Source organism: Sphaerisporangium sp. NPDC049457 (assembly GCF_055586705.1).
Genome location: NZ_JBVJHR010000007.1, coordinates 22148 through 34506, shown reverse-complemented (window position 1 = coordinate 34506; position 12359 = coordinate 22148). Strand labels below are relative to the sequence as shown.

The 12359-nt window shown below is 72.9% G+C and carries 10 protein-coding genes; 6 read left to right on the top strand and 4 right to left on the bottom strand.

Annotation, left to right across the window (positions count from 1 at the left end; translation table 11 throughout):
* Window positions 1–657: 657 nt before the first annotated feature.
* The gene (locus ACZ6QO_RS12570; protein ID WP_465850212.1) at window positions 658–2865 is read right to left on the bottom strand and encodes a HelD family protein; all 2208 of its coding nucleotides are present in this window, start codon (window positions 2863–2865) and stop codon (window positions 658–660) included.
* A 50-nt stretch (window positions 2866–2915) separates the two neighbouring features.
* Entirely contained in the window at window positions 2916–3194 is a 279-nt protein-coding gene (locus ACZ6QO_RS12565) for a hypothetical protein (RefSeq protein ID WP_465850211.1), read from the bottom strand.
* A gap of 54 nt (window positions 3195–3248) precedes the next feature.
* Between ACZ6QO_RS12565 and ACZ6QO_RS12560 the strand changes: the two genes are divergently transcribed.
* The 6 genes from ACZ6QO_RS12560 to ACZ6QO_RS12535 all read left to right on the top strand — a co-directional run bounded on the left by ACZ6QO_RS12560 (window position 3249) and on the right by ACZ6QO_RS12535 (window position 10143).
* The gene (locus tag ACZ6QO_RS12560) at window positions 3249–4484 is read left to right on the top strand and encodes an ROK family transcriptional regulator (protein ID WP_465850210.1); all 1236 of its coding nucleotides are present in this window, start codon (window positions 3249–3251) and stop codon (window positions 4482–4484) included.
* Between the two features lie 199 nt (window positions 4485–4683).
* Window positions 4684–6012, top strand: coding sequence for an extracellular solute-binding protein (locus tag ACZ6QO_RS12555; protein WP_465850208.1), 1329 nt, complete (start codon window positions 4684–4686; stop codon window positions 6010–6012).
* 3 nt (window positions 6013–6015) lie between these two features.
* Complete coding sequence (locus ACZ6QO_RS12550; RefSeq protein WP_465850206.1) at window positions 6016–6981, top strand: carbohydrate ABC transporter permease; 966 nt, start codon at window positions 6016–6018, stop codon at window positions 6979–6981.
* A complete protein-coding gene (locus tag ACZ6QO_RS12545) occupies window positions 6978–7865 on the top strand; it encodes a carbohydrate ABC transporter permease (RefSeq protein WP_465850205.1) in 888 nt (295 codons plus the stop codon). Before ACZ6QO_RS12550 ends, ACZ6QO_RS12545 begins: the two co-directional genes overlap by 4 nt.
* Complete coding sequence (locus ACZ6QO_RS12540; protein ID WP_465850203.1) at window positions 7865–9139, top strand: family 4 glycosyl hydrolase; 1275 nt, start codon at window positions 7865–7867, stop codon at window positions 9137–9139. The genes ACZ6QO_RS12545 and ACZ6QO_RS12540 overlap by 1 nt, the downstream gene beginning before the upstream one ends.
* The gene (locus tag ACZ6QO_RS12535; protein WP_465850202.1) at window positions 9136–10143 is read left to right on the top strand and encodes an N-acetylglucosamine kinase; all 1008 of its coding nucleotides are present in this window, start codon (window positions 9136–9138) and stop codon (window positions 10141–10143) included. The genes ACZ6QO_RS12540 and ACZ6QO_RS12535 overlap by 4 nt, the downstream gene beginning before the upstream one ends.
* Window positions 10144–10185: 42 nt before the next feature.
* Here ACZ6QO_RS12535 and ACZ6QO_RS12530 read toward each other — a convergent pair whose 3' ends face one another.
* Window positions 10186–11136 carry a LysR family transcriptional regulator gene (locus tag ACZ6QO_RS12530; protein ID WP_465850200.1) on the bottom strand — a complete coding sequence of 317 codons (951 nt, stop codon included), beginning with the start codon at window positions 11134–11136 and terminating at the stop codon, window positions 10186–10188.
* 48 nt (window positions 11137–11184) lie between these two features.
* Window positions 11185–12249: an amidohydrolase family protein gene (locus ACZ6QO_RS12525; RefSeq protein ID WP_465850199.1), complete on the bottom strand. Its 1065-nt coding sequence runs from the start codon at window positions 12247–12249 to the stop codon at window positions 11185–11187.
* Window positions 12250–12359 lie beyond the last annotated feature (110 nt).

Genomic DNA, 12359 nt, shown 5'->3' with positions numbered 1-12359 from the left:
GGCATGCACGACGGCGGAAGACGACGCATGGTGATCCCTGGGTCTCCCCCCGTTCCGGCGGGAACCCAGGAACCACGCTGCGGCTCTGGCACGAGACGGGAAGAGGGCCCGGACGACCCTTCGGACCGGACCCGTCCCGTCGGCGGCGAGCGCGGAAATCCGTTGTCTACTGGGTGTCCAGGCCCCTCCCGGGTCCAACCCCCCATCCGGCTGGGGTGCCCCGACTCGACGGAACGCCAGCGCTGCGCCTGGCTGAGCAGACGGAGTCATGCTCCGTCATGACGCAGAATCCGACGATGTCTGAAGACGGCCAACCGGTAGTCCCGTGCTGGACTGTCCAGCAAACTACCGACCTCAGCTCAGATGTCAACCGTGTCCCGATCAGCGGAAACACCAAGTTTTCGCAGCTAGGACAGGAGACGCGAGTGCCGTCAATGCGGCCATGGGGTCGGTAAGGAGATCAATCTTACAGCGTTTTTTGGCGCTCGCTGTGTTCATGGCGCTCGCTCCGCTCGCGCGGTGCCCGGGCGCCCTTGAGCCGGCGTCCTTCCTCGTCATTCACGACCGCTCGTTCCTCGCACTCGCTCCCTCCTCGTCAGGACACCGGCGCGCCCGAGCACGGGGCGTGGCGGGGAAACAAAAAAGGGTGGGCTGGGGTCAGGGCATGGGGGGCTCTTCGCAGCGGGAGAGGACGGGGGGGAGGTCGCCGGTGTGGAGGATGCCGAGGCGGCGAGTGGCTCGGGTGAGGGCCACGTAGAGGTCGCTGGGGCCGCGCGGGGATTCCGCCAGGATCTCGGCCGGCTCGACGATGAGGACCCCGTCGAACTCAAGGCCCTTGGCGTCGGCCACGGTGAGGACGACGACGGGGGCCTCCAGAGCACTGGGCGCCGGGCCCGCGACCGCTCCGGGCACCGCCGAGGTGACGGCCTCGCCGAGCTCCTCGGCGCGTGAGGCCGGGACGATGACGACGAGCCGGCCGCCCTCCACGATCTCGGCGTTCACGATCGGGCCGAGCTCGCGCGTGTCGTGGATCTTCCTCGCCCACGGCCGCACCCCGGTCTCGCGGACCGAGTCGGGGGCCTTCAGGCCGGGGCCGACCAGCGTGAGCACGTCCGCGGCCACGGCCATCAGCTCGACGGGGGTGCGGTAGTTGACGGTCAGCGTCTCCTCGCGCCAGCGTCCGCGCGCGTAGGGGTCCAGCACCTGCCCCCAGGAGGCGGCGCCGGCGGCCGACCCCGTCTGCGCGATGTCCCCGACGATGGTCATGGAACGGTTGGGACTGCGGCGCATGAGCATCCGCCACGCCATCGGCGAAAGCTCCTGGGCCTCGTCGACGATGATGTGCCCGTAGGCCCAGGTGCGGTCGGCCGCGGCGCGCTCGGCGGTGGTCAGGTAGTTGTCGTCGCCCCGGTGCCGCGCCGCGAGACGCTCGGCGTCGATCATGTCGGACATGCCGGTCAGTTCCAGCACCTCGCGGGCGTAGGTGAGCTCGGCGTCGCGTTCGGCCTCCTCGGCGCGCCGGGCGGCGGCCAGCTCCTCCTCGGCCTGCATGGCGGTGGCCCGCAGCACCTGCGGGTCGATGTCGCCGAGCAGTTCGGCGGCCTCGTCCAGCAGCGGCACGTCGGCCTCGGTCCAGCGGACTCCGCCGCGCGGCACCTCGCGGTACAAAACGTCCTGCTCGGCCTCGGTGAGGCCCGCGTAGGCCATGCGCTCGCGGGAGGAGAACAGGCCGATGAGCAGCTGCTGGGGGGTGAGGTAGGGCCACAGCCGGTTGAGCGCGGCCTTGACCGCCGGCTCGGTGCGCAGGTCCTCGCGCAGGTCGGCGAGCTCGTCCTCCTCCAGCATGCCGCGGCCGAGCGCCTTGGCGGCCTGCTTGGCGAGCACGTTCAGCACGTGCCGGACGAACACCGCCCTGGCCTGGTTGTGCGGGCGGCGGCTGCGGGTGGCACGGTTCTGGGCGGCCTCGCAGGTGCGCTGGTCCAGGCGCAGGGTGTAGTTGCCGAGAGGGATGTCGACCGGCTTGCGGGGGACGCGCTGGCGGTCGCGCAGCGCCCGCGCCACCACCTCGGCCATGCGGGCCGATCCCTTGACGGCGGCGGCCTGGGACGGCTCGCGCGCGATGCCGGTGACGCCCGGGTACAGCTCTCCGACGGTGGACAGCAGCACGTCGGTCTCGCCGAGCGAGGGGAGCACCTGCTCGATGTAGCGCAGGAAGGTGAGGTTCGGGCCGACGATGAGCACTCCCCTGCGCGCCAGCCGCTCGCGGTGGGTGTAGAGCAGGTAGGCGGCCCGGTGCAGGGCCACGACCGTCTTGCCGGTGCCGGGGCCGCCCTGGACGACCAGGACGCCGTTGAGGTCGCTGCGGATGACGCGGTCCTGCTCGGCCTGGATGGTGGCGACGATGTCGCGCATGCGCCCGGTGCGCTTCTCGCCCAGCGCGGCCAGCAGGGCGGCCTCGCCGTTCAAGGTGGCGCGATCGGCCTCGCTCAGCCGGTCGAGGTCGAGCAGGTCGTCGTCGACGCCGATCACCCGCCGGCCCTTGGTCTGCAGGTGGCGTCTGCGGGTGACGCCCATGGGGGCCGTGGGCGTGGCGCGGTAGAACGGCTGGGCGACGGGGGCGCGCCAGTCGATGAGCAGGCGGGCCTGGTCGTCGTCGGAAAGGCCGAGCCGGCCGATATAGAGGTGCCCTTCCTCGGTCAGGTCCAGGCGCCCGAAGCACAGGCCGTTCTCGACGGCCCACAGCCGGGCGAGCCGCTCGGCGTACATTCCGGCGAAGGAATCGCGTTCTGAGCGGTTCTGGTGGGTGCCGCCGCCGCCCTGCGCGAGCACGTCGTCGAGCTGCTTGCGGGTGCGCGCGCGCAGCACGTCGAGCCGCTCGTAAAGCGCGGTGACGTATTCCTGCTCCTTCGCGAGCTCTATTTGACGGGAAGCCCCTGCTTCATTATTATTGGTGGTAATGTGAAACTCCGGGCCTTTATGCGCTTTATGGTGAATATGAGGACAAGGGCCCAGAATAGCAGACCGGCCACCGGTCGCTTCATGCCCGCGCCGCCCTCCGAGGCGGCGTTCTCGCTTTCCGGCCGCCTCGCCGCCGCGAACCTCCTTGTCACAGCTTGGTAGCGCCCCTTGACCGCGCTCGGCGCGCCGGTTGTACCTTCTCCCTTGTAGTTAGGAAGGTTTCCTAACTCCAGCACGCGGACCGACTCCCACACGGGATGCCGCGACGGCCTGCCGAGGGGAGGAATCCGGTGACCAGCACGAACGCGGACGCGCGACCGGGACGGCCCCAACTGCTGCGGGAGATCAACGACCGCGCCGCGCTGCGGGTCATGCTGGAGCGCGGGCCGCTGACCCGGCCCGAGCTGGGCGCCCTCACGGGCCTGTCCAAGCCGACCGCCTCCCAGCTGCTCACCCGCCTGCGCAGCGCCGGCCTCGTCGTGCTGGACGGGGTGCGCGAGGGCCTGCCCGGCCGCACGGCCGAGCTGTACCGCATCAACCCGGCCGCCGCGCACGTCGCCGCGCTGGACGTCACCCGGGCGCGCGTCGCCGCCTCGGTGGCCGACATCACCGGCGCGGTGCTCGCCGAACACGTCCACCCCACCCCGGGCCGCAGCGGCGGCGACGTCGTGGCCAAGGTGCGGGCCGCCGTCGAGGGCGCCTGCCTGCGGGCCGGCATCGCCGTCGACGACCTGCACCGGGTGGTGATCGGCATCCAGGGAGCGGTCGACCCCGCCACCGCCCGCCTCGGGTACGCCGCCCACATCCCCGGCTGGCACATCCCCGACCTGGTGGGCACCCTTCGCGAGGGCCTCGGCGTGCCGGTCGGCGTCGAGAACGACGTCAACCTGGTCGCCCTGACCGAGCGGTCCCACGGCGTCGCCCGCGGCCACGCCGACTTCGTGCTGCTGTGGGCCGACGAGGGCATAGGAGCCGCACTGGTGCTCGGCGGCCGGCTGCACCGGGGCGCGACCGGCGGCGCGGGCGAGGTCGGGTACATGCCGATCGCCGGAGCGCCGACCGCCAAGCAGACCGGCAAGCGGGGCGACCACGGCTTCCAGGCCCTGGCGGGCGGCCCCGCCGTGCTGCGCATGCTGCGCTCGCACGGCCTGCGCGGCGGCGACCCGTCCCGCGCCGTGCGCGCCGCCGTCCGGGACGCCGCGCGCGAGGGCGAGCGGGGCGAGCGGGCCTGCCGGGCGCTGCGCGAGCTGGCGGCGCGGCTGGCCGTGGGGCTCGCGCCGATCGTCGCGGTGGCCGACCCCGAGATCGTGGTGCTGACCGGCGGCATGCTGCTGGCCGGCGGCGAGGTGCTCTCCGCGCTGGTGGAGGAGGAACTGCACGCGCTCACCCTGCCCCGCCCTCCGGTGCGGCTGTCGGCCGTCGAGGGCTCCCCCGTGCTCACAGGCGCCCTCGGCCTCGCCCTGTCCGTCACGCGCGAGGAGGTCTTCGGCTCGACCGTCTCCGCGCGGGCCGCCGGCCCGGCCTGACCACCGCCCTTCCCCCGTCCCGTCCCCTCCTCCCTGTTCACCGGCCGCCGTTCACCGGCCCCTGTTCATCGACCGCCGTTCGCCCACCGCATCCACACCCGCGGACCGTCCGGCGCCGCCCGCCCCGGCCCGTCCGCTCCCCCGCTCCCCTCCTCCCCGCTCCCCCCTCCTGATCGTCCAGCCCCTGGGAGGCACCCCTGTGAGATCACGTCACAAGCTCGCGGCGGCGGCCCTGGCCCTGCTCGCCGCGGCCGCCTGCACGGCCGGCACCGAGAACGCGCCCGCGAAGCCGCAGGCCGGGACCACGCCCGACCGCACCCCGGTCACCGTCACGATGTGGCACGGATTCGTCGCCGACAACGAGCTCAAGGCGTTCGACGACGCCCTGGCGGGGTTCAGGGCGAAGTACCCCTGGATCACCGTCAAGACCACCAAGGCCGTCCAGGACGACCAGATCATCCAGGCGGCGCGCGGCGGCAACCCGCCGGACGTGGCGCTGTCGTTCACCACCGACAGCGTGGCGACGTTCTGCAAGACGGGGATCTTCCAGGACCTCGGGCCGTACATGGCGGCGAGCAAGGTGGACGAGTCGCTGTTCCCCAAGGTGATCGCCGAGTACACCCGGTACAAGGGCCGGCGGTGCGTGATGCCCATGCTGGCCGACACCTACGGCCTGTACTACAACAAGAAGCTCATGAAGGGCGAGCAGCCCCCGAAGAACCTCTCGGAGCTGGCCGCGCTGACCAAGAAGCTCACCGTGCGCAACGCCAAGGGCGAGATCAAGGTCGCCGGGTTCGTGCCGACCAGCCAGATGTACGAGAACGCCCCGATCCACACCGGGACGATGGTCGGCGCGAAGTGGACCAACCCGGACGGCACGTCGGCGATCGGCGGCGACGCGGCGTGGAAGCGGCTCATGACCTGGCAGAAGGACCTGGGCGACTGGTTCGGCTACGACAAGCTGGAGAAGTTCCGCAAGAGCTTCGGCGACGAGTGGTCGGCCGACAACCCGTTCATGAAGGGCAAGGTCGCCATGGCGATCGACGGCGAATGGCGCAACGCCATGATCGCCGCCGACGCGCCGGACCTGGACTACGGCACCGCCCCGCTCCCGGTCGCCGACGACCGGCCCGACCTGTACGGCGGCGGCTTCATCGCCGGCACCGTCATCGGCATCCCGCGGGGCGCGAAGAACCCGCAGGCCGCCTGGGAGCTGGTGCGCCATCTGACCACCGACACCGACGCCCTGGTCACCCTGTCCAACGCCCTGCGCAACGTGCCCAGCACGCTGCCGGCGCTGCAGTCGCCCACGCTGGACAAGGACCCGAACTTCCAGACGTTCCTCGACATCTTCGCCCACCCCGCGAGCAGCACCCTGCCCGCGCACGTCAACTCGGCGTTCAACCAGCAGACGCTGCAGGAGGCCCAGATCAAGTGGGAGTCCGGCCGCGCCTCCGACCTGGACGCGCTGCTGGCCGACGTCGACAAGAAGATCGACGACAAGCTGAAGCTCACCGCGGGCGGCTGACCGATGGCGACGACGACGCTCGGGCGCCGCGGGGACGCGGCGCCCGGCCGGGCACGGGCGTTCCGGCACCGTCCGGGCGTGGTGGCCCTGCTGTACCTGTCCCCCTGGCTCGTCGGCTTCGGCGTGTTCTTCGCCTACCCGCTGCTGGCGACGGTCTACTTCTCCTTCCAGCGCTACGACCTGTTCAGCCTGGAGCCGGTGGGGCTGCTGAACTACCGGTACTTCCTGCAGGACCAGGCCGCCTGGACGGCCATCAGGAACACGCTGTGGCTGGTGGCGGTGATGGTGCCGCTGCGGGTGCTGTTCGGCCTGGGCGTCGCCCAGCTGATCACCCGGCTGAAGGCGGGGGCGGGCCTGTTCCGCACGGTGTTCTACCTGCCGTCGCTGGTGCCGCTGGTGGCCGGGACGCTGGGTTTCGTGTACCTGCTCAACCCGGCCAGCGGGCCGGTGCCGGCGCTGCTGTCGGCGGTGGGCCTGCCCTCCCCCGACTGGTTCGGGGACCCGGCGTGGGCCAAGCCCGGCCTGACGCTGCTGGCGCTGTGGTCGGTCGGCGACCTGATGGTCATCTTCCTGGCGGCGCTGCTGGACGTGCCCAAGCAGCTGTACGAGGCCGCGTCGCTGGACGGCGCCGGCGCCTGGCAGCAGTTCTTCCGCGTCACGCTGCCGGTGATCCGCCCGGTGCTGATGTTCGCCGCGATCACCGGCGTCATCCAGACGCTTCAGTACTTCACCCAGGCGATGGTGGCGGCCCGGGTGGCCTCCGGGGGCACCGACTCCGCCGGATCGGTCTTCGTGCCCGGCTACCCCGACCAGTCCACCCTCACCTTCCCCGAGTGGCTGTTCCACCAGGGGTTCCGCGACTTCGCCATGGGCTACGCGTGCGTACTGGCGCTCATCCTCTTCGCGGTGTCCATGGTGTTCACCCTGTTCCTGCTGCGCCAGTTCCGCGGCGTCGAGGAGGAGTCATGACCCTCACCGCCGCGCCGGCCCCGGCCGCCCGCCGCGTCCGCCCGCGCACCCCGCGCGGTCACCGCCGGCGCGCCGCCCTCGGGTGGATCGCCACCCACGCGATCGCCATCGCCCTGGCGATCATGTTCGTCGGCCCCCTGGTGTTCATCGCGCTGACCGCGGTCATGACCGACCACCAGGCGCTCACCTCCGAGCTGTGGCCCGAGCGGTGGGAGTGGGGCAACTTCGCCGACATCTTCCGGCGGGCGCCGCTGCTCACCTGGATCGCCAACACGCTGCTGTACGCGGGGCTCGCCACCGCGTTCATGCTCCTGTCGTCGATCCCGGTGGCCTACGCGCTGGCGCGGCTGCGCTTTCCCGGGCGAAGGCTGGCGTTCCTGCTGGTCATCACCACCATGATGCTGCCGCCGCAGGTCGTGGCGGTGCCGATCTACATCCTGTGGGCGCGGTTCCACCTCACCGGGACGCTGTGGCCGCTCATCCTCCCGATGCTGCTCGGCGACGCGTTCTCGATCTTCCTGCTGCGGCAGTTCCTGGTGACCATCCCCCGGGAGTACTCCGACGCGGCCCGGGTGGACGGGTGCGGGGAGTTCCGCACGCTGGTGCGGGTCATCCTGCCCATGGCGCGGCCGGCGATCGCCGCGGTGGCGCTGTTCCAGTTCTTCTACTGCTGGAACGACTACTACGGTCCGCTGCTCTACGCCGGGACCGAACCCGGCAACTGGACGCTGTCGCTGGGCCTGGCATCGTTCAAGGCCGTGCACCACACCCAGTGGAACCTCACCATGGCCGCCACCCTGCTGGCCATGGCACCGGTGATCGTCGTGTTCTTCTTCGCCCAGAAGGCCTTCATCGAGGGCGTCAAGCTGACGGGAGTCAAGTGATGAAACTGGCCGTTGTCGGGGGCGGCTCGACCTACACGCCCGAGCTGATCGACGGATTCGCCCGTCTGCGCGACGAGCTGCCGGTGTCGGAGATCGTGCTGATCGACCCAGACGAGCGGCGCCTGGCGCTGGTGTCGGCGATGGCGTCGCGCATGCTGCGCCGGGCAGGCCACCCGGCCGTCGTGTCCACGGCCGCGACCGTCGACGAGGGCGCGGCCGGGGCACAGGCGGTGCTGCTGCAGCTGCGGGTCGGCGGGCAGGCCGCCCGCGACGTGGACGAGACGCTGCCGGCCGCCTGCGGCTGCGTCGGGCAGGAGACCACCGGGGCCGGCGGGCTGGCCAAGGCGCTGCGCACCGTCCCTGTGGTGCTGGACATCGCCGAGCGCGTCGCCAAGGTGGCGCCGGACGCGTGGATCGTGGACTTCACCAACCCCGTCGGCATCGTCACCCGCGCCCTGCTCCAGGCCGGGCACCGGGCCATCGGCCTGTGCAACGTGGCCATCGGCTTCCAGCGGCGCTTCGCCGCCCACCTCGGCGTCGCCCCCGAGCGCGTCTCGCTCGGCCACGTCGGACTCAACCACCTGACGTGGGAACGGTCCGTCCACGTGGACGGGCGCGACGTCCTGCCCCGGCTGCTGGCCGAGCACGGCGAGGAGATCGCCGCCGACATCGGCCTGCCCGCGCCGCTGATCCGCAGGCTCGGCGTCGTGCCGTCGTACTACCTGCGCTACTTCTACGAGCACGACGCCGTCGTGGCCGAGCAGCTCGGCAAGCCCTCGCGGGCCGCCGAGGTCGCCGCCCTGGAGGAGTCGCTGCTGCGGATGTACGCCGACCCGGCCGTGGACACCAAGCCCGAGCTGCTGGGCGCGCGCGGCGGGGCGTTCTACTCGGAGGCCGCGGTGGCGCTGATCGCCTCGCTGGCCGGCGACCGGGGCGACGTGCAGGTGGTCAACCTGCGCAACGACGGCACGCTTCCGTTCCTGCCCGACGACGCGGTCATCGAGGTGCCGGCGCGCGTCGGCGCCGCGGGCGCCGCGGCCCTGCCGGTCGCCCCGGTCGAGCCGCTGTACGCCGGGCTGATCGCGCACGTCACCGCCTACGAGGCGCTGGCCCTGGACGCCGCCCTGCACGGCGGCGTGGACCGGGTCACCGACGCGCTGCTGGCCCACCCGCTGGTCGGGCAGGCGTCGCTGTCGGCGGAGCTGGCCGGGCGGCTGGTCGCCGCCAACCGCGCCTTCCTGCCCTGGGCGGGCGACGGGGCGGTGCCCGCGTGAGGACCGTGCTCGCGGTGGACGGCGGCAACAGCAAGACCGACGTCGCCCTGGTGGCGGAGGACGGCACGGTGCTGGCCACCGGGCGGGGCGGGGCGTTCGTCCCGCAGAGCGCGGGCGTGCCGGCCGCGATCGACGTCCTCGGCCAGAGCGCGCGCCTGGCGCTCGGCCCGCAGGCCGGTCCGCCGTACGCCGACCTGGTGGCGGCGTACGTGGCCGGAGCCGACCTGCCCGTCGAGGAGGAGCTGCTCCGCGAGGAGATCCTGTCCCGCGGGTACGGGCGGGAGGCCGTCGTGGGCAACGACACCTTCGCGCTGCTGCGCGCCGGGACCTCCCGGCCGTGGGGCGTCGCGGTGGTCTGCGGCGCCGGGATCAACGCGGTCGCGGTCTCCCCAACCGGACAGGTGGCCCGCTATCCGGCCCTCGGCAGGATCAGCGGCGACTGGGGCGGGGGCCTCGGGCTGGGCGAGGAGGTGCTGTGGCACTCCGTGCGCGCCGAGGACGGCCGGGGCCCGGGCACCGTCCTGCTCGATGTCATCCGGCGGTTCTTCGGCGTGCGGACGGCCGAGGAGGTCACCATCGCCCTGCACTTCGGCGAGCTGAGAGGCGACCGGCTCCTGGGGCTGGTGCCCGAGCTGCTGGCCGCCGCGGCCGGCGGGGACGCCGTCGCGCGGGGCGTGGTGGAGCGCCAGGCCGACGAGGTGGCCGTGATGGGCGTGGCGGCGATGCGCCGCCTCGGCATGCTGGACGACCCCTGCGAGGTGGTGCTCGGCGGCGGCGTGCTCACCGCGGGCGATCCCCTGCTGATGTCACTGGTGGAGGAGCGGTACGCCGCGCGGGCGCCCCGGGCGGTGCTGGTGGTGGCCGCGCTGCCGCCCATCGCGGGGGCCGCGCTGCTCGGCCTGGACCGTCTCGGCGCCGGGCCCGCCGCCGCCGAGCGGCTCAGGGACGCCTTCGCCGGCGCCCCCGGCGGCCGGCCGGCGCCCACCGCCGCCCCCTCCGCCTGACCGGGGCCTCCTCTGGCTGATCGGCGCGCCCGGCCGTGGTGGTCAGCCGAAGCCGGTACGCAGCTCGGCCAGGCGGCGGCGCAGCCAGTCGTGCCCGGGGTCGGCGTCGTGCATGGGGTGCCACCAGAACGCCTCGACCAGCGGGACGGCCTCGAACGGAACGTCCAGCACGCGCACGCCCAGCGCCCCGGCCATCCCGGCGGCCAGCCTCTCCTGCATGAGGGCGAGGGCGCGCGTGCGCCGGATCAGCCAGGGGACGGCCAGGAAGGAGTCGACGACCGCGATCACGTTGAGCCGCATCCCGAGCAGCTCCATCTGGCGCCACGGGGCGGCCCTGCCCATCGGGTCCTGGAACGTCGTGACCCATGGCAGGGCCTCCAGGTGGGCCATCGTCAGCCGGTCTCCGACGGCCGGGTTGTCCTCGGCGACGACGCAGACCCAGCGGTCCTGGAAGAGGTCCATCCGCCGCGGCAGCTCGATGTAGCCCTGCGGCATGAACACGCCGTCGACGGTGCGGTAGAAGTCGGGGTTCCTGGCGAACGCCTCGGGGGTCACCGGCTCGAAGCGGACGCGGGCGTGCGGCGCCGAGCGCTCCACCGCCCCGACCAGGTGCTCCCCCGCGACCCCGACCCCGTAGTCGGAGGACACGATGGTGAAGGTGCGGCCCGACCGGGCGGGGTCGAATCCCGCCTGGGCCGAGAACACCCGCTCCACCGCGGCGACGGCGACGGCGGCGAGCGGGCGCAGCTGCTGGGCGAAGGGCGTCAGCTCGTAGTGGTTGCCCACCCTGGTGAGCAGCTCGTCGCGGAAGTGGCGGCGCAGCCGGGCCAGCGCGGCCGACAGGGTGGGCTGGGTGCGTCCCAGCCGGAGCGCCGCCCCGGTGACCGTGCGCTCGGCCAGCAGGGCGTGCAGCGCCTGAAGGTGCACGGTGTCCAGGCCGTGCAGGTGCGCGGACTGCGCCTCCAGGGACGTCCTCGGCCGCTCCGTGCCCACGTCAGCACCCTACGCGCCCCCGCGAGGCGCGCGGCGGGCCGGTGGGCGCTATCCGAGGGCGCGGGCCGCGGGCAGCAGGCGCAGGTCGGCGGCGTTCCCGCCCTTGATCGCCGCCGCCGCGACCGGGTCGGGCACGGCCTCGTGCAGCCGCCGTACGGGGTCCTCGACGCCCATGTCGAACGGGTAGTCCGACCCGAGGACGACCCGGCCGACGCCGGCCGTGCGGATCAGCGCGAGCAGCGCGTCGGGGGTGTGGACGAGGGAGTCGTAGTACAGGCGGCGCAGGTAGCTGCTCGGCAGGTGCCTGCACGACCTGGCCTCGGGCCGGACGAGCCAGGCGTGGTCGACGCGCCCGGCGAAGGCCGGCAGGTACCCGCCGCCGTGGGCGGCCAGCAGGCGCAGCGCGGGGAAGCGGTCGAGCACGCCGGCGAATATCAGGTGGGAGAGGGCGATGGCGTGCTCGATGGGCTGCCCCACGCTGTTGGACAGGTACCAGCGGTCCAGGCGGTCGTCGAGCGAACATCCCCACGGGTGGAGGAAGATCACCGCGTCGAGTTCCTCGGCGCGCCGCCACAGCCGGTCCAGCCGCGGGTCCGACAGCTCGGTCGGCGGCCCGCCCTCCGGGTCGGCGACGTGCGAGGTGATCTCGACGCCGCGCAGGCCGCAGCGGTGGACGGCGTCCTCCAGCGCCGCGACGGCGACCTCGGGATGCCGCAGGGGCGCGACGCCGAGGCCGCACAGCCGCTTGGGGCGGGTGGCGCAGTGCGCCGCGACGCCCTCGTTGGTCGCCTGCGCGATGTCCCAGGCCAGGCAGGGTCCGGCCCACGGATGGTAGAGGTGTGGCGCCACCGAGACGACCTGGGCGTCGACGCCCGCCGCCGTCATCGTCGCGATGCGGGCGCCGGGGTCGGTCAGCCGTTCCCGCCACTCGTCGAAGCGGCGCGCGCTGACCTCGGCCGAGGCCGCTCCCCACCGCCTGCGCTGGAGCGCCTCGTAGGCGGTGCACCCGGCGCGGCCCTCGGCGATCGCGTGGACCTCGGGCAGCCAGACATGGGCGTGCACGTCCACGGTGTCCACGGTCGGAGGGAAGCCGCTGCTTGTTCCGATAGGCATGACCGCATCTCCCAAAGTGAGTTACGCCTACCATCCTGAGCAGCGAAACATGACAAAGGAAGCCAATCCCTGCGATACCCGATATAAGCCCCATCTATGGCCATATGCCG